The 24,847-nt window shown below is 67.5% G+C and carries 22 protein-coding genes; 6 read left to right on the forward strand and 16 right to left on the reverse strand.

Annotated elements, in window-relative coordinates; translation table 11 throughout:
* Positions 1–81 precede the first annotated feature (81 nt).
* The 7 genes from BN973_RS01365 to glf all read right to left on the reverse strand — a co-directional run bounded on the left by BN973_RS01365 (position 82) and on the right by glf (position 8,996).
* Positions 82–978 carry an esterase family protein gene (locus BN973_RS01365; protein WP_036471906.1) on the reverse strand — a complete coding sequence of 299 codons (897 nt, stop codon included), beginning with the start codon at positions 976–978 and terminating at the stop codon, positions 82–84.
* Positions 979–1,138: 160 nt separating this feature from the next.
* A complete protein-coding gene (gene ag85A / locus BN973_RS01370) occupies positions 1,139–2,173 on the reverse strand; it encodes a diacylglycerol acyltransferase/mycolyltransferase Ag85A (RefSeq protein WP_036465435.1) in 1,035 nt (344 codons plus the stop codon).
* Positions 2,174–2,498: 325 nt separating this feature from the next.
* The gene (gene aftB, locus BN973_RS01375) at positions 2,499–4,493 is read right to left on the reverse strand and encodes a terminal beta-(1->2)-arabinofuranosyltransferase (protein ID WP_269147630.1); all 1,995 of its coding nucleotides are present in this window, start codon (positions 4,491–4,493) and stop codon (positions 2,499–2,501) included.
* Positions 4,480–5,391 (reverse strand): decaprenyl-phosphate phosphoribosyltransferase, encoded by a 912-nt coding sequence (locus BN973_RS01380; RefSeq protein ID WP_036471907.1) that lies wholly within the window; start codon positions 5,389–5,391, stop codon positions 4,480–4,482. Before BN973_RS01380 ends, aftB begins: the two co-directional genes overlap by 14 nt.
* 11 nt (positions 5,392–5,402) lie before the next feature.
* The gene (locus tag BN973_RS01385) at positions 5,403–5,921 is read right to left on the reverse strand and encodes a phosphatase PAP2 family protein (protein ID WP_036465439.1); all 519 of its coding nucleotides are present in this window, start codon (positions 5,919–5,921) and stop codon (positions 5,403–5,405) included.
* Entirely contained in the window at positions 5,914–7,800 is a 1,887-nt protein-coding gene (locus BN973_RS01390) for a glycosyltransferase (RefSeq protein ID WP_036465441.1), read from the reverse strand. The genes BN973_RS01385 and BN973_RS01390 overlap by 8 nt, the downstream gene beginning before the upstream one ends.
* Entirely contained in the window at positions 7,797–8,996 is a 1,200-nt protein-coding gene (gene glf / locus BN973_RS01395; RefSeq protein WP_036465443.1) for a UDP-galactopyranose mutase, read from the reverse strand. Before glf ends, BN973_RS01390 begins: the two co-directional genes overlap by 4 nt.
* A 252-nt stretch (positions 8,997–9,248) precedes the next feature.
* Here glf and BN973_RS01400 point away from each other — a divergent pair, with 252 nt between their 5' ends.
* The 3 genes from BN973_RS01400 (at position 9,249) to BN973_RS31530 (ending at position 14,113) form a co-directional block, all read left to right on the forward strand.
* Positions 9,249–10,364 carry a PirG gene (locus BN973_RS01400; protein WP_198048877.1) on the forward strand — a complete coding sequence of 372 codons (1,116 nt, stop codon included), beginning with the start codon at positions 9,249–9,251 and terminating at the stop codon, positions 10,362–10,364.
* 134 nt (positions 10,365–10,498) lie between these two features.
* The gene (locus tag BN973_RS01405) at positions 10,499–12,145 is read left to right on the forward strand and encodes an N-acetylmuramoyl-L-alanine amidase (protein ID WP_407067555.1); all 1,647 of its coding nucleotides are present in this window, start codon (positions 10,499–10,501) and stop codon (positions 12,143–12,145) included.
* A 42-nt stretch (positions 12,146–12,187) separates the two neighbouring features.
* Entirely contained in the window at positions 12,188–14,113 is a 1,926-nt protein-coding gene (locus tag BN973_RS31530) for a spermine/spermidine synthase domain-containing protein (protein WP_232232007.1), read from the forward strand.
* A 12-nt stretch (positions 14,114–14,125) separates the two neighbouring features.
* On the opposite strand, the gene BN973_RS01420 is transcribed toward BN973_RS31530, so the two are convergent.
* The 7 genes from BN973_RS01420 to BN973_RS01450 form a co-directional block, all read right to left on the reverse strand.
* A complete protein-coding gene (locus BN973_RS01420; protein WP_036465447.1) occupies positions 14,126–14,596 on the reverse strand; it encodes a DUF350 domain-containing protein in 471 nt (156 codons plus the stop codon).
* Positions 14,597–14,628: 32 nt separating this feature from the next.
* Positions 14,629–15,795 (reverse strand): glutathionylspermidine synthase family protein, encoded by a 1,167-nt coding sequence (locus tag BN973_RS01425; RefSeq protein ID WP_036465448.1) that lies wholly within the window; start codon positions 15,793–15,795, stop codon positions 14,629–14,631.
* Positions 15,792–16,451 (reverse strand): hypothetical protein, encoded by a 660-nt coding sequence (locus BN973_RS01430; protein ID WP_232232008.1) that lies wholly within the window; start codon positions 16,449–16,451, stop codon positions 15,792–15,794. The genes BN973_RS01425 and BN973_RS01430 overlap by 4 nt, the downstream gene beginning before the upstream one ends.
* 157 nt (positions 16,452–16,608) lie before the next feature.
* The gene (locus BN973_RS01435) at positions 16,609–17,436 is read right to left on the reverse strand and encodes a Cof-type HAD-IIB family hydrolase (RefSeq protein ID WP_036465449.1); all 828 of its coding nucleotides are present in this window, start codon (positions 17,434–17,436) and stop codon (positions 16,609–16,611) included.
* 45 nt (positions 17,437–17,481) lie between these two features.
* Positions 17,482–18,267, reverse strand: a complete 786-nt coding sequence (locus tag BN973_RS01440; protein WP_036465450.1) for a lysophospholipid acyltransferase family protein — start codon at positions 18,265–18,267, stop codon at positions 17,482–17,484.
* 21 nt (positions 18,268–18,288) lie between these two features.
* On the reverse strand, positions 18,289–19,038 hold the full coding sequence (locus BN973_RS01445) for a lysophospholipid acyltransferase family protein (protein WP_036465452.1): 750 nt from the start codon (positions 19,036–19,038) through the stop codon (positions 18,289–18,291).
* Positions 19,039–19,044: 6 nt separating this feature from the next.
* Positions 19,045–19,812 carry a lysophospholipid acyltransferase family protein gene (locus BN973_RS01450; RefSeq protein WP_036465453.1) on the reverse strand — a complete coding sequence of 256 codons (768 nt, stop codon included), beginning with the start codon at positions 19,810–19,812 and terminating at the stop codon, positions 19,045–19,047.
* A 60-nt stretch (positions 19,813–19,872) separates the two neighbouring features.
* Between BN973_RS01450 and BN973_RS01455 the strand changes: the two genes are divergently transcribed.
* Genes BN973_RS01455 through BN973_RS01465 form a run of 3 tightly spaced genes read left to right on the forward strand, consistent with a single transcriptional unit; the run spans position 19,873 to position 22,539 of the window.
* Positions 19,873–20,628, forward strand: coding sequence for an aminoglycoside phosphotransferase APH(3') (locus BN973_RS01455; protein WP_036465454.1), 756 nt, complete (start codon positions 19,873–19,875; stop codon positions 20,626–20,628).
* A gap of 37 nt (positions 20,629–20,665) precedes the next feature.
* Complete coding sequence (locus BN973_RS01460) at positions 20,666–22,216, forward strand: MBL fold metallo-hydrolase (RefSeq protein WP_036465455.1); 1,551 nt, start codon at positions 20,666–20,668, stop codon at positions 22,214–22,216.
* Entirely contained in the window at positions 22,213–22,539 is a 327-nt protein-coding gene (locus BN973_RS01465; protein WP_036465457.1) for a hypothetical protein, read from the forward strand. The genes BN973_RS01460 and BN973_RS01465 overlap by 4 nt, the downstream gene beginning before the upstream one ends.
* On the opposite strand, the gene BN973_RS01470 is transcribed toward BN973_RS01465, so the two are convergent.
* Together BN973_RS01470 and BN973_RS01475 are read right to left on the reverse strand one after the other, a co-directional pair.
* On the reverse strand, positions 22,536–24,092 hold the full coding sequence (locus BN973_RS01470) for a phytoene desaturase family protein (RefSeq protein ID WP_036465459.1): 1,557 nt from the start codon (positions 24,090–24,092) through the stop codon (positions 22,536–22,538). The two genes, BN973_RS01465 and BN973_RS01470, sit on opposite strands and share 4 nt — an antisense overlap.
* A gap of 49 nt (positions 24,093–24,141) precedes the next feature.
* Positions 24,142–24,789 carry a TetR/AcrR family transcriptional regulator gene (locus BN973_RS01475; RefSeq protein ID WP_036465461.1) on the reverse strand — a complete coding sequence of 216 codons (648 nt, stop codon included), beginning with the start codon at positions 24,787–24,789 and terminating at the stop codon, positions 24,142–24,144.
* Positions 24,790–24,847 lie beyond the last annotated feature (58 nt).

Here is a 24,847-nt window from a genome sequence, read left to right on the forward strand (position 1 = left end):
CGGCCATCGCGCCCTCTGCTGCTCAATACACGGTACCGGCTCGGCGCGCGGCGCCGTCCGTCCTGCCAGCGGGTCGCGTGGCTAGCGAATGGCTCCCACGATGTCGCCCGACATGGCGCCCAGCTGGCCCGACCACGAACCCCAGCCGTTGTCGCCGCCGGCCGGGAAGTCGAAGTGGCCGTTGTGCCCGCCGACGCTGCGGTACTGCTGGTAGAACATGCGGCTGTTACCCATCGCCTCGCCGGCCTGCCCGATCATCGCGGCCGCGTCGCCACCCATGTTCGTCGGGCTCCAGACCCACACCCGGGTGTTGTTCTGTGCCAGCAGCGCGGCGTGCACGTACGGGTCGTGCCACTTCCACCGGCCCAGCTGCGGGGCGCCCCACATGCCGTTGCCGTCCACGCCGCCGAATTGCTGGAGGCCGGCCAGGATCGAACCGTTCGTGGTGGTGTTCGACGGGTAAAGGAACCCGGACAGCGAGCCGGCGAAGCCGAAGCGGTCGGGGTGGAAGGCGGCCAGCGCCATCGCGGCATAGCCGCCCTGGGAAGCGCCCACGGCGGCGTGCCCGCCGGGTGCCAGGCCCTTGTTGGCGGCCAGCCAGTCGGGCAGCTCGCTGGACAGGAAGGTGTCCCACTGTTTGCTGCCGTCCTGCTCCCAGTTGGTGTACATGCTCCAGGCGCCACCGGCGGGCGCGACCACGGAGATGCCCTTGCCGCCCAGCGCGCCCATCGCGTTGCCGGCGGTCACCCAGTTGCTGACGTCGGGGGCAGCGTTGAACGCGTCCAGCAGATACACCGCGTGCGGACCGCCGCCCAGGAAGGCAACCGGGATATCGCGGCCCATGGCGCCGGACGGCACCATCAGCGTCTCGTACGGCGCCGCTTCGGCCTTGCCCATGATCCCTGCCGCCACACCGCCGAATGCGAGTGTCAGCGCGGCAACGCAGAGCACCCGCAATAGCATCGACAGACCCCGCACGCCACCCATGTCCGCCCTCCATCGTGTAGTCGCTGTGTTTGCACAGTAACCAGCGCCGAAGTTGAGCCGATCCGCAGGGTAGTGAAACAGGTCACACCATGGAACGACTGACGGCGGGAACCCGGAGGTTCCCGCCGCCAATCGCGTTGCTTTGAAGGGGTTAGGCGCCCTGGCTCGGAGCCGGAGCGGCCGTGGCCGGGCCGGCGCCCGGGGTGGCGCCCAGCGTCGATTGCAGGTCGGGCAGCATGGCGTGCAGCTGCGCGCCCCAGTAGGGCCAGTCGTGGGTGCCGTTGGCGTCGAAGTTCCACACCGCGTTGTGACCGCCGGCCGCGTTGTAGGCGTCCTGGAACTTCAGGTTGCTGGTCCGCACGAAGCCTTCCAGGAACTTGGCGGGCAGGTTGTCGCCACCGAGGTCGGACGGCTTGCCGTTACCGCAGTAGACCCAGATCCGGGTGTTGTTCGCGACCAGCTTGCCGACCTGCAGCGACGGGTCGTTGCGCTGCCACGCCGGGTCGCTGGACGGGCCCCACATGTCCTTGGTCTTGTAGCCACCGGCGTCGCCCATGGCCAGGCCGATCAGCGACGGGCCCATCCCCTGCGACGGGTCCAGCAGCGCCGACAGCGAGCCGGCGTACGGGAACTGGTCGGGGTGGTAGGCGGCGAGGATCAGCGCCGACGAGCCGGCCATCGACAGACCGACGGCCGCGCTGCCGGTCGGCTTGACCTGCTTCTGGGCCGACAGGTATTGCGGCAGCTCGCTGGTCAGGAAGGTCTCCCACTTGTAGGTGGTGCAACCGGCCTTACCGCAGGCGGGCGCGTACCAGTCGGAGTAGAAGCTGGACTGGCCGCCGACCGGCATGACAACCGAGATGCCGGACTGGTTGTACCACTCGAAGGCGGGGGTGTTGATGTCCCAGCCGTTGAAGTCGTCCTGCGCGCGCATGCCGTCAAGGAGGTACAGGGCCGGCGAGTTGGCGCCACCGCTCTGGAACTGAACCTTGATGTCACGGCCCATCGCGGCCGACGGAACCTGCAGGTACTCCACGGGCAGGCCGGGGCGAGAGAACGCCCCCGCGGTCGCCGGGCCCCCCACGACGCCGATCAGACCCGAAAGCAGAGCCGCACCTGCGGCACCCACCACGAGCCGACGTGGCATCCGAGCCACGGCGCCGCGAAACCTGTCAACAAGCGTCATTCTTGCTTCCTCATCCTTTCGGCGCGTCCTTCAGCAGGGCGCGTCGTTGATTGGGGTCGTACTCGCATACGCGTAGGCGCAGCAGTGCTTGTGTAGTCAACCACACGAACCCGCGCGGGCTCTCATCGAGGACGCTCCGCAAACCCTCGCCGGGCCGCGATTTCTAGGGATTTCCGGGCCGGTCTCGATGCCTCACGGCGGCATTTCCGCATGTGCCGGGCGGTCAGGGCGCACTGGTGACGTTGCAGATGTGAATTTGCTGTAAGTATCGCCACGCGCAGGATTGTGACCGGTTCGCGATGTGTGAGATTTATCCACGCAATATTCACTCCCGAGGCGGCGGCGGGCCGGGTTCGGGCACCGGCAGCCCACACCTGGCGAGTTCGTACAGCGGGACCCGGTCGATCCGGTACGCGGTGAACTCGAAGGAGTGCAAGAAGTTTGAGACGAACCGGTGCAGCGACATCGGGGCGCGCACCGACGCCAGCACCGCCTTGGTGTCGGGACACTGCAGGGCCGCCACCGCCTGGGCAACCCAATTCGCGTCCAGATAGCCCGGGATGCCCGGATACACCTTCACCCACGGGCCGTCGGCGATCACCCAGTCCGGGAAGAGGTTTTTGTCATGCCCGATCCGGCCGTGCGCCAGGCGCTGGGTGTGCTGGGCGAGCGGGTTCGCCAGCCCGATTTGGTCGATCACGCGCACGTCGAGCCCGACGTTCATGCCCAGCATGCCCAAGTTCGTGAAAAACACTGCGTGCTGCGGCTTTTGCGGCGGTTTGCTGTCGGGGGGGCTGCCCGGGGCCGGCGGTGGCTGCTGCGCCTGAGGCACGATGTCCCACTGGATGTAGTTGCCGGACGGCAGCAACAACGCCCCGTCCGGGGTGTTGTCCAGCGCCGCCAGCACCGCCGCCATCCTCGGGTAATCGAGGTAATCCGCGGCGGTCAGCGGGTGCGCGTGGCCGGTCGCCTGGGCGTAGAAGCGTCGCTCGTCGACGATGCCGCTGTAGGTGACGTGGGTGGCGTCGTAACCCATCCCGCCAGAGTTTGCTGCCCACAGCGACCAGCCCGCGATTCCGAGCCACAGCAGGCCGGCCGCGCCGGCCAGCCAGTAGCCCGTTTCACGCGAGTAGTCCTGCCCGTCAGGGATCAGCACGGGGATCACGGCGACTGGCGCCAGCAAACAAAATAGCGGCGCCAGCAGCACCCGCGCGTGCATGAAATCGCCGCCTTGCCGGGTCCAGTAGAGGGCCTGCAGCGCTCCGCTCACCAGGACGAAGGCCACCACCGCCGGCGGGCTTTGCACGGCGCGCGCCACCCGCCCGTAGTTGGGCGCGAGCATCGGGCGCAGGAACGACGGCCGGCGGCGCGCCAGCATCAGCAGCACCCCCAGCGGCACCAGCAGCAGCACCGGCAGCCACACGGCGTAGGGCGAGATGAAGTTCGAGAGGTAGATGATGCCCTGGGACCACTTGTCACCGGCGGCGTCCTTGGCCAACGCCGTCCCCGGCACCAGCAGGCCGTAGTAGCCCATCCGGAAGATCTGATAGGCCACCGGAAGCAACCCGCCGGCCACCACGATCAGCACCCGCCGACGCCAGGTCCGGGCCGCGATCAGCATCATGATCAGAGCCAGACCGCCCATCAGCGCGAGCTCGGGACGCACCAGCACACTGAACCCCGCGACGAAGGCCAGGACCCCGAGGAACACGTCCGTGTCCGGCCGGTTGCGCAGCGGCTGCGACCAGCACACCATCATCCACCACAGCAACCCCAGATAGGCCAGCGTCAGCCCGCTCTCCAGACCCGACGTGGCGAAGTCCCGCGCCGGTGGCAGCGCGATGTAGACCAGCGCCCCGGCGGGCAGCATGATCGCCCGGCGTCCCCGCAGGCTGGGGGCATAGAGCCGGCCGGTGCCGAGCATCAGCAGCACCACACCCGACACAGACAGGACGAGTGCCAGAGTCAGCGCCACGTACTCGATGCGCAGCGGCCCGCCGACCCAGCTTCCGAGGTACATCAGGTAGGTCCACGCCGTGGAGGTGTTCGCCTCGACCCGCTCGCCCTGGTTGAACACCGGCCCGTTGCCGGCCAGCATGTTGCGCACCGTGCGCAGCACGATCAGTCCGTCGTCGGCGATCCAGCGCCGCTGCCACGCTCCCCAACCGAAGAGTCCGGCGACCACCGCCACGCTCGCCCACAGGCTGATCCGAACCACGGGGTCGTACGGGAACGGCGGCCGGCCACCCCGCGGCCGACGGCGCAGCACAGAACCGTTGAAACGCTTCAGCGCCTCCAGACCCGGGCTAGCCGAAGGCAACGGCGGCACCAACTGTTGCGATCCACGCCAGGAACAGCAGCTGCAACACCCGGTCCCGCAGCGCAATGTCTTCGGGCTCGCCGGCCAGTCCGCCGTCGACGTCGACCGCATAGCGCAGGATCGCGATCGTGAAGGGGACCATCGAGACCGCGAACCAGGAACCCGAGTAGCGGTCGCGCTCGAACGCCCACATCCCGTAGCACAACACCACCGCGGTGGCCGACATGGTCCAGACGAATCGCAGATAGGTGCTGGTGTAGCTTTCCAGCGATTTGCGGATCGCCGCTCCGGTGCGCTCGGCCAGCTGCAACTCCGCGTAGCGCTTGCCGGCCACCATGAACAGCGACGCGAACGCCGCCGTCAGCAAGAACCATTGGGACAGCGGGATGTCGGTGGCCGCACCGCCGGCAATCGCCCGCAGCAGATACGCCGACGACACGATGCAGATGTCCATCACCGCTTGGTGTTTCAGGCCGAAGCAGTAGGCCAGCTGCATGGCCAGGTAGACGCCCATCACCACCGCGAGATTGGGTGTGAGCCACCAGGAAATCCCCACCGAGGCCGCCCCCAGCACCACGGCCAGCGCATAGGCCAGCCATTCGGGCACCACGCCGGCCGCGATCGGCCGGAACCGCTTGGTGGGGTGCTCTCGGTCGGCGTCCACGTCGCGCACGTCGTTGATCAGGTAGATCGCCGAGGCCGCCAGGCAGAACACCACGAAGGCCACGCCGACCTTGGTCGCCACCTCGGCGTAGTCGTAGCGGACGCCGCGGCCGGCCGCCGCCACCGGGGCGGCCACCACCAACACGTTCTTCACCCATTGCCGCGGGCGCACGGCCTTGATCAACCCGGTGATCAGGTTCGCCGGGGGTCGCCCGGTCACCACCTCTTCGCTCATTTCGGTCACACCTACCTCGACTTTCTATCGAGCCAGAGTGCAAGGCGCGCGACCGCGGCGCCGAGCGCCACGCCGAAAGCAACGTCGCTGGGATAGTGCACGCCCAGCAGTATCCGCGACAGCGCCATCGGCGGGACCAGCACCACCGGCAGCGGCAGTCCGGTGGCCCGGCCCATCAGCACGGCGGCGGCCGTCGTGGAGGTGGTGTGCGCCGACGGGAAGCTCAACTCGCTGGGGGTGCCGACATTGACCTGCACGGCCGGGTCGTGCGGGCGTTTGCGGCGCACCACCCGCTTGATCAGCACGGCGGCCGCGTGCGCGGCGAACGTGCCGGCGGCGGCCACCAGCCATTCCCGGCGACGGCGCTCCCGCAACAGGGCGCCCAGCAGTTCGACGATCAGCCAACCGACGCTGTGCTCACCGAAGTGAGACATTCCGCGCGCGGTCGCCAGCAGTCCGGGACGGTCGGCCAGGGCCGACTGAACGGCAACCATCGCGGCCACTTCGCCGCGCGGCGCCACTTCAGGCATGGCTTGCTTCCGGAAGCAGCACCGTTTCCCACTTCTGCTTGCTGGACAGCACCGGCAGCGCGCCGCGGTACACCCGGCGCATCTCGTCGAACCGGCTCAACAGCTGCCGCTGGCGGCGCAGCGATTCCAGCAGCAGGCGGAACATCTTGCGCCGATCGCGCTGCCGGTAGACCACGCCGCAACCGTCGGCCGTGGTGACCGTGACACCGTCGACGGTGCACAGCCGGAACCAGCGCGCATCCTGGGTCGGCACGTTGAACTCCGGACGCTGATGGCTTTCCGGGTCGGCGGCCTTGAGGTTGTGCAAAATCCCGCGAGCCAGCCGGTAGCTGATCGACACCGGGTGCACCGGCGGCTTCATCGCCTTTGTCTTGTGTTGCGGCGCAGGCAGTTCGCTCGCCGCCGGCAGCACGACGGCATCCGGGTAGTCCTTGCGCAACCGATGCACTTCCGGCAGCCCCGATTCCAGGATCGAGAAGATGTGCTCCGGGCCGGCCAGGAAGTCGTCGATGGCCCTGTTCTGGATCGCTACCGTCGAATATTCAAGGCAGGCAAGGTGTTTCAGCGTCGCTTTGAGGTGGCTGCGGACCAGGCCGGTGATGTCGCCGTCCCAGTGCAGAGCGGCGACCACCAGCCGGTTGCGCAGGTGGAAGTAGGCCTGCCAGTCGATCGCATCGTCCTTGTCGCTCCACGCCATGTGCCAGATCGCGGCGCCGGGCAGCGTGACCGTCGGGTAGCCGTGCTCACCGGCGCGCAGGCCGTACTCGGCGTCGTCCCACTTGATGAACAGCGGCAGCGGCTGGCCCAGCTCCTCGGCGACCTGGCGCGGGATCATGCACGTCCACCAACCGTTGAAGTCGACGTCGATGCGACGGTGCAGCAGCGCGCTGCGATCGTTCTTGTCGTTCAACGGGAATTGGGCGAAGTCATGGTCGTACTCGGCATGCGGCGCGGCGGTCCACATGAAGTTCGACTGATTGACGACCTCGCCCATGATGTGCAGGTGCGACGGCTCCTGCAAATTGAGCATCTGACCGCCGATCAGCGTCGGCTTCTTGGCGAAGCGGTTCATCGCCAGCACCCGCAGGATCGTGTCCGGCTCGATGCGGATGTCGTCGTCCATGAACAGGATCTGTTGGCAGTCAGTGTTTTTCAGCGCCTCGTACATCACCCGGCTGTAGCCCCCGGAACCGCCGAGGTTGGGCTGGTCGTGGATGGAGAGCCGATCGCCCAGGCCGGCGGCCGCCGCCGGGAAGTCCGGGTGGTCGCGCACCTTGCGGGTGCCTTGGTCCGGGACGATCACCGCACCGATTACCTTGTCCACCAACGGGTCTGCGGTGAGATCGGCCAGCGCGTTGACGCAGTCGGCGGGCCGGTTGAACGTCGGGATACCGACGGCGATGTTGGCCGTGCCCGGGGCGGGCTCGGTCGCGTACCAGCCACCGCTGAGCACGTTCACCGCGGTGTCGGTGGTGATGTCGAACCAGATCCAGCCGCCGTCTTCGAACGACTTGAGCGGCACCTCGATCTCGACGACGGCCGGTTGCTCGTCGGTGCCGACGAATTGACGGCCCTCCACCGAGATCCGCACGCCGGTGGCCTTGGTCCGGTACAGGTCGACGCGCCCGGTCCCGGTGAGCTCGACGCGCAGCACCACCGAGGTGCAGATCGACCACCGGCGCCAATAGCTGGCCGGGAAGGCGTTGAAGTACGTGGCGAAGGAGACCTCGGACTCCTTGCCGATCTCCAGCGACGTGCGGCTGGTCGCATGCGCCCGCCGGGCGTTTGTGGTCGACTCCTCGAGGTACAGCTTGCGCACGTCGAGCGGTTCCCCCGGACGCGGCAAGATGATTCGGGACAGCAAGCTCACGGCGGTCATCCGCGCGCGCCTTCCTCTTCGGTCAACGGCGTTCCGTCGCGCAGATGCGGCGCGAGGGTGTTGTCGTACATGTTCAGTGCGCTGGCAATCGCCATATGCATATCCAGATACTGATAGGTGCCCAGCCGCCCGCCGAAAAGCACTTTCGAAGCAGCGGTCTCGGACTTCGCCCTCCCCCGGTAGGCGGCCAACAGGGCGCGGTCGGCCTCGGTATTAATCGGATAGTAGGGCTCGTCGTCGTCCGCGGCGAACCGGGAGTACTCCCGCATGATCACCGTCTTGTCGGTCGGGTAATCGCGCTCGACGTGGAAGTGACGGAACTCGTGAATGCGGGTGTAGGGGACGTCGAGGTCGTTGTAGTTCATCACCGGCGTGCCCTGGAAGTCGCCGACGGGTAGCACCTCGAGCTCGAAGTCGAGGGTGCGCCAGCCGAGCCGGCCTTCGGCGTAGTCGAAGTAGCGGTCCAGCGGGCCGGTGTAGACGACCGGGGCATCGGGACTCTCGGCGCGCAGTTGATCGCGGACGTCGAACCAGTCGGTGTCCAACCGGACCTCGATGCGGTCATCGGCGGCCATGTTCTGCAGCCATGCGGTGTAACCGCCGACCGGCAGGCCCTCGTAGGTGTCGTTGAAGTAGCGGTTGTCGAAGGTGTAGCGCACCGGCAGCCGGGTGATGTTGGCCGCGGGCAGTTCCCTCGGATCGGTCTGCCACTGCTTGGCGGTGTAGCCCTTGACGAACGCCTCGTACAGCGGCCGGCCGATCAGCGAGATCGCCTTCTCCTCGAGGTTTTGCGCGTCGGCGGTGTCGATCTCGGCGGCCTGCTCGGCGATCAGCTGCCGGGCCTGCTCGGGGGTGAAGTACTTGCCGAAGAATTGCGACACCAGGCCCAGCCCCATCGGGAATTGGTAGGCCTGCCCGTTGTGCATCGCGAAGACGCGGTGCTGGTAGTTGGTGAATTCGGTGAACTGCCGCACGTAATCCCAGACCCGCTTGTTCGAGGTGTGGAACAGGTGAGCGCCGTACTTGTGTACCTCGATGCCGGTCTGCGGTTCGGGTTCGGAATAGGCGTTGCCGCCGATGTGCGGGCGTCGCTCGACGACGAGCACACGCTTTCCGAGTTGGCTGGCCACACGTTCGGCGATGGTGAGGCCGAAGAATCCGGATCCGACGACGAGGAGGTCAAAACGAGCGGTCATCGGTTGCTTAGGGTATCCGACCCCGCGGGCGCGCCCCCAGTTGGCGAGGCTGACGAGTCGGGATTCCGGCACGTGAAGACTGGTTAGCAGTGACCCGAATCGCACGTAACGCGCAGGGTCGCAAATACCTCACGATTCCATATCACCACTCTAGTAACAGGTTTCTCACTCGTACCATCGAACCTGTGTGGTTCCCACCGGATACGGACCGGCGGGATCCGCCGACACAACCGATGAATTGAGGAGACTTCCGTGCCGAACCGACGCCGTCGCAAGCTCTCGACAGCCATGAGCGCGGTCGCCGCCCTGGCAGTGGCGAGTCCTTGCGCTTACTTCCTTGTTTACGAATCGACCGCCAGCAACAAGCCGGTCGAGCACCACGAGTTCAAGCAGGCAGCGGTCATGTCCGACCTGCCCGGCGAGCTGGTGGGCGCGCTGACCCAGGGTCTGTCCCAGTTCGGGATCAACCTGCCACCGGTGCCCGCCCTGGGCGGTACCGGCACCGGGACGACGGGCCTGGGGACTACCGGCCTGACGAGCCCGGGCCTGACCAGTCCGGGCCTGGGCACTCCCGGCTTGGGCACTCCGGGTCTGACGAGTCCCGGCCTGACGAGCCCGGGCCTGACCAGTCCGGGCCTGGGCACTCCCGGCTTGGGCACCCCGGGTCTGACGAGTCCCGGCCTGACGAGCCCGGGGTTGACCAGCCCCGGCCTGACGCCTGGTGCCGCGCCCGGTGCGCTGACACCCGGTGTGCCGACCACTCCCGGCATGCCGACCACGCCGGGTATGCCGACCACTCCCGGTATGCCGACGATGCCGGGCGCGGGGCTGAACCCCGCGCTGGCCAACCCGGGGCTGACCAGCCCGGCCGGTCTCACCCCCGGTGGCCTGGGCGCCCCCGGCGAGGTGCCGATCAGTGCGCCGCTGGACCCGGGTGTCGACGGCACCTACCCGATCCTGGGTGACCCGTCGACGCTGGGTGGCGCCTCGCCGATCGGCGGGGCGGGCAGCGGCGGCAGCAGCGGCGGTGGCGGCCTCGTCAACGACGTGATGCAAGCCGCCAACCAGCTTGGTGCCGGTCAGGCCATCGACCTGCTCAAGGGCCTGGTGATGCCGGCCATCATGCAGGCCCAGGGCGGCGCCGCAGGTGCGCTGCCCGGTGCCGCCGGTGCCCTGCCGGGTGCGGCCGGTGCCCTGCCGGGTGCGGCTGCGGCGCTGCCGGGTGCGGCCGGTGCCCTGCCGGGTGCTGCCGCGGCTCTGCCGGGTGCGGCCGGTGCCCTGCCCGGTGCTGCCGCGGCTCTGCCGGGTGCGGCCGGCGCCCTGCCGGGTGCGGCCGCGGCGCTCCCCCCGGCGCTGCCTCCGGTCTAGAACTTTCGGGGGCCCCGTTACCTGACGGCACCGCAGAGTCACCAATCCTCTGCGGTGCCGTCGAACAGGTTTTAGCCCCACGAAAACTCGTGTCGCCTCATTAATAACATCAGAAACACACGTAACATCGGCTGGTGTCGTCTCGTCACCGTCCGCCAACGATGTTGCTTACCGCCATCGCGGCCACGGTTGTCCTCGTTTCGGCGGTCGCGGACCTGACCCGCGACCACGGCGCCCCCGCCGCCGCGAAACCGGCTCGGGAAACAAAACTGACCGAGCAGCCCCTGGTCGGGCTAGGCGGCGGCGTCACGGTTCGCGAAGTCACCCAGCAGGCGCCGTTTTCGCTGGTCGCGCTCACCGGCGACCTGGCCGGCACCTCCACCCGGGTGCGGGCCAAACACCCCGACGGTTCGTGGGGGCCCTGGTACCAGACCGAGTACGAGACCGCGGCGCCGGACGGACCACCGGCCGGCGAATCGGCCGGACCCACCGAGGGACCTCGCAGCACCGATCCGGTGTTCGTCGGCACCACGACAACCGTGCAGATCGCCGTCACCCGCCCGCTCGATGCCGCGGTGACCCTGGGGCCGGCTCCCGCGGCACCGGTCAACGAGCTGGGCTATCGGCCGGCCTCCAAGGAACATCCGTTCGGGCAGAACATCTCCGCGATCCTCATCTCCCCGCCGCAGGCGCCGGTCAAGACGACGTGGACGCCGCCGTCGGGAGTGCTGATGCCCGGCCAGGCGCCCGCCATCATCAGCCGGGCGGAATGGGGCGCCGACGAGTCGCTGCGGTGCGGTAGTCCGCAATACGACAACGGGGTTCGCGCGGCCGTCATTCACCACACCGCCGGCAGCAATGACTACTCGCCGCTGGAATCGGCGGGCATCGTCAAAGCGATCTACACCTACCACAGCAAGACGCTGGGCTGGTGCGACATCGCCTACAACGCGCTGGTCGACAAGTACGGCCAGGTGTTCGAGGGCAGCGCCGGAGGTCTCACCAAGGCCGTCGAGGGCTTCCACACCGGCGGATTCAACCGCAACACCTGGGGTGTCGCGATGATCGGCAACTTCGACGACGTACCGCCGACACCGCTTGCGCTTCGCGCCGTCGGACGGCTGCTGGGCTGGCGCCTGGGACTGGACGGCGTCGACCCCAAGGGCATGGTGGCGTTGGAGTCCGCGGGTAGCCACTACACGACGTTTCCGGCCGGCGCCGTCGCGACACTGCCGACCATCTTCACCCACCGCGACGTCGGCAACACCGACTGTCCGGGCAACGCCGCGTATGCGTTGATGGACGAAATCCGGGACATCGCATCCCATTTCAACGATCCGCCGGAGGAGTTGATCAAGGCGTTGCAGGGCGGCGCCATCTACCAGCACTGGCAGGAACTCGGTGGGATGAACAGCGTGCTGGGTGCGCCCACCTCGCCGGAAGACAACGCCGAAGGCGATGCCCGTTACTCCACCTTCGCCAAGGGCGCCATGTACTGGTCCCCCGTGACCGGAGCACAACCCGTCACCGGCGCGATCTATGACGCCTGGGCCTCGCAGAGCTACGAGCGCGGCCCGCTGGGCTTGCCGACCAGTGCCGAAATCCAAGAGCCACTGCAGATCACGCAGAACTTCCAGCACGGGACGCTGAACTACAACCGCCTCACCGGCGACGTCAGCGAGATCCTCGACGGCATCACCACCAAGCTCTCGGGACGGGAACCCAGCGCCCCGGCCGTCCCGCCGGAACACTTCTCCTTGCCCACCCACCCGGACGCCTGACGCCCCGAGCACGCCTCCCAACGGCGTACTAGTCTGCGACCTGTGCCCGAGACGCCGTATCTGAGCATCGATCTTTCTCGGGTGCGCAAGAACTTCCGGGCGCTGCGCGCCGCATTTCCGCGGGCACAGATTCGCTACGCGGTCAAGGCGAACCCGGCCGAACCGGTCCTGCGAGTGCTGGCCGCGGAGGGCTCGGCATTCGACGTCGCATCGGTCGGCGAGATCGCCGCATGCGGCTCCGCCGGCATCGACGGCGACCTGATGACATTCGGCAATACCGTCAAGAAGCCCGCCGACATCGCCCGGGCGTACGCGCGCGGGGTTCGGCGGTTCACGTTCGACACCAGCCAGGGTATGACGGCCATTGCCGAGCACGCCCCGGGAGCGGCCGTGGAATGCCGCATCGCACCGGAGTTTCCATCCTCGGTCACGCCGTTCGGGCACAAGTTCGGCTGCGCGCCGGAGTCCGCCGCGGAATTGCTGAAGGGTGCTCAGCGGCTGGGGCTTCGTGTCGAAGGTGTGTGCTTTCACGTCGGCTCCCAGCAACTCGACCCGGCGGCGTGGGAGCTGGGAATACGTTGTGCCGCATCGATTTTTGACGAATTGGGCGACCTGAGCACGCTCAACGTCGGCGGCGGATTCCCGTTGGCCTATGCCGGTACCGCACCGGATCTCGACGTCGTCGCCGCGGCCATCGACGCGGCGCTGGCCCGCCATTTCGGCGCCCGCCCGCCCCAGTTGGCGGTCGAACCCGGGCGAGCGATCGCGGGTACGGCGGGCACGATCAGCTGCGAGGTGGCGGCGGTGCGCACCGGAACAGATGCCCGGCGCTGGGTATACCTCGACATCGGTCGCTACGGCGGTCTTGCCGAGACCGAGAACGAGTACATCCGCTACCGGCTGCTCACCGACCGCGACGGCGACCCCGTCGATGACGCGGTCGTCGCGGGTCCGACGTGCGACGGCGACGACGTGTTGTACCAAAGCTATCCGCTTCCGGTCAGCCTGAGCCCCGGCGACCGGGTCGAGATCCCCGACACCGGCGCTTACACCGCCAGCTACGCATCGGTAGAGTTCAACGGATTCTTCGCGTTGCCAACATATTTCGACAGCGCCGCCGATAACCGCTGGGAGATCGCCGAACCGCTGGCGCCGGGGCTGACCCGGATCTGGGACGTTTCCGAGGTCATCTGCGACGTCGACACCGACTTCCAGAACCTGGTGATCGGCCGCACCCACCAAGGCGTCTCGTTGTTCAGCGACGGCGAACGGCAGAGCACCGAATTCAGCCAGCTCGTCTATCACGAAGCACTGCTGGTACCGGCGCTGCTGCTGGCCGGCGAGGTCGAGCAGGTGCTCGTCATCGGCTCGGGCGAGGGCGTGGTCAGTCAGCAGGCGGTATCGGCGGGGGCCACCCATGTCGATCACGTCGACATCGACCGCGAGGCCGTCCGGCTGTGCGCGCAGTACCTTCCCTACGGCTATACCGAGGACGAATTGCGCAGGGCGGAAAAGGGATCCGGGCCGATAACCATGCACTACCGCGACGGTTGGGAGTTCGTGGACCGCTGCGCCACGTCGTACGACATCGTGGTGATCGATCTGCCCGACGAGCGCACCGAGGCCGTGCAGCACAACCGGCTCTACCACACCGACTTCCTCCGGCGCTGCCGTGACATCGGCCGCGTGGTCGTCGCTCAGGCCGGCTGTCCCACGCTGTGGCGCAACGAATCACTCCACTTGTCATGGCAGAGATTTCGCGAAACCTTCCCCACCGTCGTCTATTTCGGTAGTGACGAACACGAATGGGCGTTTCTTTCCGGGCTGGCCGAAGCCTGCGAGGACCCCGTCGCACGGATGTCGGCACGACTGCCGACGCTGCCCTACCGTTCCCTGACCATCGACGCGGACACGCTGATCGCTTCCACCGTGCCGCCAAAAAGCCTGCGGGCCCTCGATTCCCGCTAGATCGGCTGCGCGTCAGAGAATCGCGACGGCGACCACGATGCCGAGCGCGACCTGCGCGGCGGCCACCATCAGCGCCTCGTAGTTGAACTCGTCGGAGTTGAACAACGCGTCCATGTCGATGCCGATCACCACGGCCGCGATGCGCATCATCACCACCTGGGCGACGATGCCCACCAGCCCGAACACCGCCGAGCCGACCAGACCCTCGGCCAGCTTTCCGGACGACGAGTAGATCGCCAGCACCACGATCAGCGCCATGCTCACCATGCCCGCGGCGGACACGATGATCGCGTTCGGCTTTCCGACGTTGACCATCTTGCGCAGCGGCCCGGGCGTGGTGAGGTCGATGGCGTAGAACCCGACCAGCATCAGTACCAGGCCGACGATCGCGTACAGGATGATGGCTGCCGCGCCCCGGCCGAGCACCGCCCAATAGCCGTGGTCCCAGTAGCCCGAATTCAGCGCCACGATGTTTCTTGTCATCGATGATCAACTCCGTTCACTTGCTCAGAGGCTCACTTCTGGGGGATCCGGTGTGGGACAAAGGCCGCGCCGTCGTCGGTGATCAGTCCCGCCGTCTCACGGATGCCGAGTCCGGCCGCGGTGTCGCCGACGATCCACGCGCCCAGGGCGGGCCGCATGTCGTCGAATTCCGGCAGCGGGTCCAGCAGCTGATAGACGTATCCCTCTTCGCCGTAGACGCCACCGGTGGCGGTCTGGATGCCGGCGCCGACGACGGTGATGTTCGCGCCTTCCCGCCCCAGCTTGGGTTTACGCACGTATTCGGTCAGCTCGTGCGGATCGTCGATGTAGGCGGGCAACAGGTTCGGGTGACCCGGATACATCTCCCACAAGATCGCGAGAATCGCCTTGTTGGACAACAACGTCTTCCACAACGGTTCGATCCACGCCGTCTGCGGCAAGCTGGACACCACGTGCTTGCCGAAGTCGTCGTCGAGCACCCATTCCCACGGGTAGAGCTTGAACACCGCGTGAATCGGCGACTCTTCCAGATCGACGAAACGCTCGAGGGCGGAATCCCAGCCGATGTCCTCGATCGTCAGCCCGACGGTCTGAAAGCCGGCCTCCGCGGCCGTTTCCTGCATATAGGTGGTCGTAATCTGGTCCTCGCCAGTGGCTTCCACGCCCGACCAACTCAGGTGCAGCTCGTCGTTGGGCAGCAGATCGCGTAGCTGCTTCCAGCGGTCGACCAGCTGTTCATGCAACGAGTTCCACTGGTCGTCGTCGGGATGGCAGTCCTTGAGCCAATACCATTGCAGGATAGCGGCTTCCAGCAGCGTTGTCGGCGTATCGGCGTTGTACTCGAGCAGCACCGCAGGCCGTCGTCCGTCGTAGCGTAAGTCGAAGCGGCCGTAGACGTGTGGGTCGGCGCGCCGCCATGATTCGGCGATTGGCTGCCAACTCCATTCCGGCAGACCGAATTCCGCGTAGCGCTCCATCAGGACGACCTGCTCGACGGCGTTCAGGCACATCGAATGCAGTAGTTCGACATCGGCTTCCAACGCCAGGATCTCGTCCATCTCGAACTCGTAGTGCACCGACTCATCCCAATACGGCCGACTGCGGCCACTGGCATCCCGCGCGGGCGTCCCGTACACCAGGCCTTGCGATTCCACGATCGTTTGCCAGTTCGGCCGCGGTCGCTGCCTCGCGCGCTTCACGAGCCGCTGCTCTTCCCGGGCGACGAGCCGCCCAGGCCGCCGCGGGAAATGCTGGTCCCCGACTTGGTGGTGATGTTGGCGCCCTTGGGCGCAACGGTCGTTCCGCCGCTCGGCCGGGAACCCACCGAGCCCGAACTGCCGTAGTAGTAACGGTATTGGTGGCCGCCGTAGAAGAAGAAGCCGTTGAGCCCCGCGGTATGACCAGTGCAGTAACTGTCCGGCACGATCACCGGCTGACCACTCGGATCGTCCTGGACGCACTGCGCGGTGACATTCGGCTCCGACAGTGCCCAATACCCCAGGCCCGCAACCAGGCCCACCACGCCGACGGCGGCCGCGGCACCCATCAACACCCGGCGCTGATGGCGTCGCTTCTCCTCGGCCGCCTGCCGCGCCTCTTCGAGCTCCTTCTGTTTCTTTTCGTACTTGGCCCGGGCCCGCTGTTCGGCCGGTGTGGGCGGGCGCGGCCTGGTCGTCGCCGCATCCTGAAACTCCATGCTGCCGCCGGACGGGAGCCGCGACTCGTCCTGGTCGGCAGGTTGCCCGGCGTCACCGCTGTCGGCGAGCTGCTCCGGCTCCGACTTCTCGTCCGGCTTGTCGTCCGGCTTGTCTTCCGTGGGCTCGCCGCCCTTCGGCGGGTCTTCGTCCGTCGCCACTACCGGTCCTTCGACCCGGACGGATCACCACCGGCGGCGGCCTCACCCTCCGGGCAAGCGAACACCTGACGAGGGGCAACGGGCCAGAACGCGGGCACGCGGGCAGTCTGCCACATTTGCTACGGCTTCGGCAGAGGTCAGCAGCGGCGCGCGGCGGCTAGCCCCACCACCGTTCCAGCACGCGTCCCACCCCGTCGTCGCTGTTGCGGGCGGTGACCTCGTTGGCGGCGGCGAGCACCTCGGGATGCGCGTTGCCCATCGCCACGCCATGACCGGCCCACCGCAGCATCGGCAGGTCGTTGGGCATGTCCCCGAACGCCACCACTTCGCCGCTGACGATCTCCAGCGGGTTGGCGATCTCCTCGATGCCGGTGGCCTTGCTGATGCCCAGCGGCACGATCTCCACCAGGCCGTTGTTGGTGGAGTAGGTGATGTCACCCTCGACGCCGACGTGCTTGACGAGTTCGGCGGCCATGTCCGCGCTGCGGGCCCCGGCCTTGCGGATCAACAGCTTGATCGCCGGCGCGCTGAGCAGGTCTTCGATCGACACCTCGGTGTTGTCCGGGTTCAGCCACGCGTGCTCGTAGCCCGGTGAGCTGACGAACTGCGGGGTCGCCGTGTCGTGGGCGCTGCGCCCGATCCGCTCCACCGCCAGGCCGGCGCCCGGGATGACGCGGGTCGCCAGCTCGGCCAGCTCGGCCAGCGTGTCGACGGGCAGGGTGCGGGCCGACACCACCCGGTCGGTTGCGGGGTCGTAGATGACGGCGCCGTTGGCGCACACGGCCATCGGCGCGAACCCCAGCTCTTCCACGATCGGACGTATCCACCGGGGTGGACGGCCGGTTGCCACAATGAATTCGGCACCCGCGTCGACGGCGGCGCGCACCGCGGCACGAGTGCGCGGCGTGATGGTTTCGTCGTCGTCGAACAGGGTGCCGTCGACATCGCACGCGATGAGCGCCGGCCGCGAAGTCGGCGCCGTCATTGAGCCGTCACGCAGGCGTTCCGCCCGCCCGGCCGGTTGCCCTCGTCAATGCCGCCCGCTTTGTTTCTCGCCCGGCCGGGTCACCCCGTCGGTCCCGTACTTCTGGGCCCGCTGCTGCAGCTCGCCCAGCCGGATCGCCTGCGAGTCATCGCGGTTCGGCGCCCCGCCGCCGAGGCGCTGCGGCACCCAGAACTCCCCTGGCGGATGCGGATACTCCTCCTGCACCCGGTACAGCAGCCCGTTCATCGCCTGGCGCAGTGTCGCGTTGAGTTGCTCGACGGAACCGTGCGGCGGAATCGGCTGCCCGGCCGACACCGTGATCGGAATCTTGTTGCGGAACAACTTCTTTGGATGATCCTTGGGCCAAATCCGGTGCGCCCCCCAAACAATCAGCGGGACGATCGGCACCTGCGCCTCCAACGCCATCCGCGCGGCCCCGGACTTGAAGTCCCTGAGCTCGAAACTGCGGCTGATGGTGGCCTCGGGGTGCATCCCGATCAGTTCACCCGCCCGCAGTCGCTGCACCGCCGCCGCGAAGGCGTCGTGCCCATTGCGCCGGTCCACCGGAATCAGTCGGGCGTGCTTGATCACGTAGTCGACGGCCTTCACGTCGGCCATCTCGGCCTTGATCATGAAGTACATCCGCCGGCCTCGTTCCCGCGCGGCGAACAACGACGGCAGCCAGTCCAGGTAGCTGGTGTGGTTCTGCGCGATCAGCGCGGGGCCGCGTTGCGGAATGTTCTGTAGCCCGTGGAACGTGAACTTGGTCCCGTTCATCGCGACCAGCGGGGGAACGATCAATTCCCCGAACCGGTAGAACCCCTCTGCCATGTCTTCTCCTTCGCCCTAAGGCTACTGGCGCGGAATGCGATTGGCCGCTCGCGCCGCGGCCTCGTCAGCCTCGATCCGAGCCGCCTCGGCCATCGTCGGCGCCCCTCCGCCGAGCCGGTTCGGTACCCAATACTCCCCGGCCGGGTGCGGATATTGCTGCTGCGCTTCGTAGAGCAGCTTGGTCATCGAGTCGCGCAGCGCGTCGTCGGTCCGCGCGATGTCGTCGCCGGCCTGCAACGGCGGGCCGACCCGCACGGTGATCGGCACGTTGTGGCGGCCGATGTGTCGCGGATGGTCCTTGGTCCAGATCCGCTGGGCACCCCACACGATGACGGGGACGATCGGGACGCCGGCTTCCCGGGCCATCCGGGCGGCACCGGTCTTGAACTCCTTGAGCTCGAAGCTGCGGCTGATGGTGGCCTCCGGATAGACGCCGACCAGTTCCCCCTCGCGCAGCCGCTGCACCGCCACCGCGTAGGCACCCGCCCCGGCGTTGCGGTCCACCGGAATGGTTCCGGTGCGCTTGATCAGGAAGTTGACCACCTTCACCTGCTGCATCTCGGCCTTGATCATGAACCGCAGCCGCCGGCCGCGGCGGAGCATCGCCAGCCCGGCCGGGAGCCAGTCGACGTAGCTGGTGTGGTTGATGGCGACCACCGCACCCCCGCGCCGTGGGATGTTCTCGACCCCGCCGTAGCTGATCCTGGTGCCCGAGGCGAACACTCCCAACTGGGACAGGATCTCCAACGTGCGATAGGTCGGCTCCACCATCGGCGGCTACTCCGGCGCCCCCGCGGCTTGAGCCCGCCGTGCCGCCCGCGCGGCCGCCTCCTCGGCATCCAGGCGCGCCGCCTCGGCCAGGGACGGGGCGCCGCCGCCCAGCCGGTGCGGCACCCAGAACTCACCGGCCGGGTGCGGTCCGTACTGTTCCTGCGCCCGTTCCAGCAAATGCTGCATCCGCGAGTGCAGCAGCCCCCGCAACTCCGGCACGCCAAGCGTCGGTTCGATCGGCTCGCCGACCAGCACCGTGATCGGCACCTTCGGGCGACGCAGCTTTTTGGGGTGATCCTTGGTCCAGATCCGCTGCGCACCCCAGACGATGTGCGGAATGATCGGCACCCCCGCTTCCACGGCCATCCGCGCGGCACCGCTCTTGCATTCCTTGATCTCGAAACTGCGGCTGATCGTGGCCTCGGGGTAGACGCCGACCAGCTCGCCGTCCTTGAGGTTGCGGACGGCCGCCTCGTAGGACGCCGCGCCGTCCTGCCGGTCCACCGGGATGTGCCGCAGGCTGCGCATGATCGGGCCGGTGATCTTGCCGTCGAACACCTCTTGCTTGGCCATGAACCGCACTTTGCGGCCGAGGCCCTGCTGGTACGCCGGAAGCCCGGCGAACGTGAAGTCGAGGTAACCGGTGTGATTGATCGCGATGACCGCGCCGCCGCTGGCCGGTAGATGCTCGACCCCGGAGACGGTGATCTTCAGGCCCTGCAGACGCCAGACCAGGCGAGCAAGCTGGATGACAGTCCCGTATACCGGTTCCACAGCTTCTCAGCCTAGTGCCACCGGTATCCAGCCGTCTGAAGTGGTGAAAAGAGGTGACCGGTGACCTTCCCGCCTTCCCCGCCGCCGGCGCCGGCGATCGTCGAGCAGTTCGCGGCCGGACGGCCGGTGCGCGCGGTCTGGGTCAACGAGGAGGGCGGGGTGACCTTTCGGCTGGGCTCGGGCGGCTCGGCCCCGGATTTCGTCAAGGTGGCCACCGCACCGGGCGCCGACTTCACCGCCGAGGCCGGGCGGCTGCGCTGGGCGGTTCGCTACGTGACGGTGCCGCGGGTGCTCGGATTCGGTGTCGACGCGGGCGTTGCCTGGCTGCATACCCGCGGGTTGGCCGGCCTGTCCGCGGTGCACCCGCGCCGGCTGGCGGTGCCGGAGGTGGCGGTACGCGCGATCGGTGCCGGACTACGCGCACTGCACGACGGATTGCCGATGCGCACATGCCCTTTCGAGTGGTCGGCGCCGGGCCGGCTGGCCGCGTTGTCACCGGCCGCCCGACTCCGCGTCGGCGAGCCGCCACCGATCGACCGGCTGGTGGTCTGCCACGGCGACGCGTGCGCCCCCAACACCCTGATCGACGACGACGGTCGTTGTTGCGGACACGTCGACCTGGGCGAACTCGGGGTGGCCGACCGGTGGGCCGACCTCGCGGTCGCGACGCTGTCGCTGGGCTGGAACTACCCCGGCCGCAATTGGGAGCCCGAGTTCTTCGGCGCCTACGGCGTCGAACCGGACCCGGCCCGCATCGGCTACTACCGGCGGCTGTGGCAGGCGTCGGATCCCACCTCCGAGGGAGGCTCACGCTAAGCTCGAACCGATTCTCAAACCCATTCGAAAGGCATTTGTGCAGGTCACGAGCGTCGGCCACGCCGGATTTCTGATCCAAACCCGGGCGGGCAGCATTCTGTGCGATCCCTGGGTGAATCCGGCCTACTTCGCGTCGTGGTTTCCGTTCCCGGACAACACCGCACTGGACTGGGACGCCCTCGGCGATTGCGACTACCTGTATGTCTCGCACTTGCACAAGGACCACTTCGACGCGAACCATCTGCGCGACCACGTCAACAAGGACGCCGTCGTGCTGCTGCCCGATTTCCCGGTGCCCGATCTTAGAAACGCTCTGCAGGAGTTAGGTTTTCACCGCTTCTTCGAAACCAGCGACTCGGTCAAGCATCAAGTCGGCGGACCCAAGGGCGGCCTGGACATCATGATCGTCGCGCTGCGGGCACCCGCCGACGGTCCGATCGGCGACTCGGCCCTCGTCGTATCCGACGGTACGACAACGGTTTTCAACATGAACGACGCACGGCCGGTCGATTTGGACATGCTCGCAACCGAGTTCGGGCATATCGACGTCCACCTGCTGCAGTACTCCGGAGCGATCTGGTATCCGATGGTTTACGACATGCCGGCCCGGGCCAAAAAGTCGTTCGGCACGCAGAAACGGCAGCGCCAGATGGATCGCGCGCGCCAGTACATCGCCCAGGTGGACGCGACCTGGGTGGTGCCGTCCGCGGGCCCGCCTTGCTTTCTGGACCCCGAGCTGCGTCACCTCAACGACGATCACGGGGACCCGGCCAACATCTTCCCCGACCAGATGGTCTTCCTGGACCAGATGCGCCGGCACGGGCACGAGCGCGGCCTGCTGATGATTCCCGGGTCGGTCGCCGATTTCACTGGCAAATCCTTGAATTCACTTCGACATCCGCTGCCCGACCAACAAGTGGAGGCCATCTTCACCACCGGCAAGGCGGACTACATCGCCGACTACGCCGAGCGGATGGCTCCGGTCTTGGCCGCCGAGCGGGCGAGCTGGGCGCCCGCGGCCGGCGAACCGCTGCTGGAACCACTGCGCGCCCTGTTCGAGCCGGTCATGCTGCAAAGCGACGAGATCTGCGACGGCATTGGCTATCCCGTCGAGCTGGTGATCGGTCCGGAGACCGTGGTTCTGGACTTCCCGAAACGGACCGTGCGCGACCGCATTCCCCACGAGAAGGTCCGCTACGGCTTCGCGATCGCACCGGAGCTGGTGCGCACCGTGCTGCGCGATCGGGAACCGGACTGGGTGAACACCATCTTCTTGTCCACGCGCTTTACCGCGTGGCGAGTCGGCGGCTACAACGAATACCTGTACACGTTCTTCAAGTGCCTGACCGACGAACGCATCGCCTACGCCGACGGGTGGTTCGCCGAAACCCACGACGACTCGGCGTCGATCACGATGGACGGCTGGGAGATTCAGCGCCGCTGCCCCCACCTCAAGGCCGATTTGTCGAAATTCGGTGTGGTCGACGGCGTTACGCTCACCTGTAACCTGCATGGCTGGCAGTGGCGGCTGGACAACGGTCGCTGCCTGACCACCCGCGGTCACGAGCTGCGGAGCCGACGGACATGAACGACACCTACGACGACGGCCTGGTGCAGCTGGACCGGGCGGCGATCACGTTGCGGCGGTACCACTTTCCCGACGGCACGTCGAAGATCATCGCGCTGGACGCGATCCGCGGCTACAAGGCTCAGTCGTTGGGCTGGCTTGCGGCCCGGTTCACCTTCTGGGGCGGAGCGGACCCGCGCCACTGGCTGCCGCTGGACATACGGCGGCCACTGAAGTCGACGTTGATCACCCTGGACGTTCCGGGTACCCGGCCGAGCCCCGCGTTCACTCCGGCGCGCCCGGACGAGTTCATCGCCCTGCTGGACGCGCTGCTGAACCGCTAGCGGTCGTCCAGCGCCGCCCGAGCGGCGTTGTAGCCCGGGGTGAACGTGATCCCGGGTCCACCGTGGCAGCCCGCACTGCCCAGGTACAGCCCCTTGATCGGGATCGGTTGACCGAGAAAGCCTTTCGGGCCGGGCCGGTTGGGGCCGATCTGGTTCGCGTTCAACAGGCCGTGGCAGTAGTCGCCGCCGGGCGCGCCGAACATCACACCCATGTGCCGCGGCGTGAAGGTGGTGTGGCGGATGATGCTGCGTTCGAAATTCGGTGCGAGTCGAGTGATCTTGTCGATCACCCGCTGACCCATTTCGATTTTCGCCTGCCCGTAATCCACGTCGCCCTCGATCGGGAAGAACAGCGCGAACGCCGACGCGGCGTGCTTGCCGCCGGGCGCCAGGTCCGGGTCGTTCTGCGACGGGATCTGCAGCACGACCGTCGGATCGGCCGGAACGATGCCGCGCCGGGCGTCCTCCCACTGCTGCTGGACTTCCTCCGGCGTGCAGAACAGACCGATCGAGGCCTGCATGGCCGGGTCGTTGAGAACCTGGTAGGGCGGGGCGAATTCGGGGGCCTCGTCCAGCGCGAAGTGCATCTGCAGATAGCTGCCGCGGTGGTCGATGCGCGCATAGCGTTCCCGGATATCGGCGGGCAGCGCGGCGGGATCGATCAACTCGTTGACAGTGACGTCCGGCGCGATGCCCGAGACGACGATCGGCGCGTCGAACGTCTCGCCCGACTCGGTGCGCACCCCGGTCACCTGACCGTCGGCGACCAGAATCTCGGTCACCTTGGTACGCAACCTGACTTCGCCGCCGTGGCTCTCCAGCACCCGGCGCAGATGCTCGGTGAGCGCGCCGATGCCACCGCGCAGCTTCTTCATCTGCATGGTGTCCCCCGCGGGGACGCCGAGCCCGAAGGCCAGCGCCGCCGCGCTGCCCGGCGTGGACGGACCGCGGTAGAGGGTGTTGACGGCCAGCACGGTCATCGAGCCGCGGATCGCGCCGAACTTCTCGCGGTCGGGCAGGTAACGGTCCAACACTTCGGTGACCGAGCCGAACAGCATGTCGTCGATGGCCGAACGCTCGAATTCGTTTGTGGCGCAGGCATACATCTCGTCAATGCTCTTGGGCGGCATACCGGCCTCGAACCGGCCCAACGCGCGGCATGGTGCCTGGGCCCAGCCCATCAGCCCCGCCATGCCGTTGACGGCCTCGGCCCCGTGCACCTCGTTGAGGTGGGTGAACAACTTGATCGGGTCGCTGTACTGGATCAGCGGATCGTCGCCCACCCCGCGCACCGCCACCGACATGACGTCCAGGTCGATCGTCGGCATGGTGTCCAGGCCCAGCTCCTTGACCACCTCCGACGATGTCGGGAACAGCACCGAGCCGGCGATCTCGAACTGATACCCGTCGAACAGCTCGACGGTGGAGGCCATCCCCCCCGCGTAGAGCTTGGGGTCCAGGCACAGCGTGCGCAGCCCGGCCTTCTGCAGCAGCACGGCCGCCGTCAGGCCGTTATGCCCTGCACCGATAACGATCGCGTCATATCCAGTCATGTGCCTGCCCTCCGGAAAGGAGGCTCGCACGGGGACAAAGTTTTGTCAATTATGACGAAACTTGACGGGTGGCCGCCGTGTTCCAGGAGTCGGTGATCCCTGCCCGGAGCGACTCCAGCGCCGCGTGACAGACCCGCGCGAGCTCACCCAGCGACCGGTCGTCGCTTTCCATCCAGACTTCCATCGCGCCGAACACCGCGGCGGCGATGCAGCGGGCGGTCACCGCGGTGTGCACCAGTTGATCGACCCCGGGCTCCGCGGTTCCGTCGGTCCCGCGGCTACGCCGTTGCAGTTGCGCCCCAATGGCATCCGCGAAGTCGGCCTGGACCTCCCGGATGTGGCGGACGATGCGCCCGGGGTCGAGCTCGTCGTGGCGCAGAGCGGCGATCTTGGTCACCGCGTCCACGTCATACGGGAACGAGAAGATGGCCGACTGCACCGACTCGATGATCGGCTCGTCGGCCGGCCGGGCATCCAGGGCCGCGCGAAACCAGTGCAGCCCGGTGTAATCGGCGAACAGCAGGTCGTGCTTGGACGTGAAGTGGCGATAGAACGTGCGCAGCGATACCCCGGCATCGGCGGCAATCTGCTCGGCCGACGTGTCTTCCACGCCCTGGGCCAGGAATCGCACCACCGCAGCCTGGCGCAGCGCTTCACGAGTGCGCTCGCTGCGTGCCGTCTGGGCGGGCCTGACCATTGCAGTAAGGTATCAAGAATTCTTTTGACAATATTGACAAAACTTCGCGGCGGGGGTG

It is taken from the genome of Mycobacterium triplex, assembly GCF_000689255.1.
Taxonomy (GTDB): Bacteria; Actinomycetota; Actinomycetes; order Mycobacteriales; family Mycobacteriaceae; genus Mycobacterium; species Mycobacterium triplex.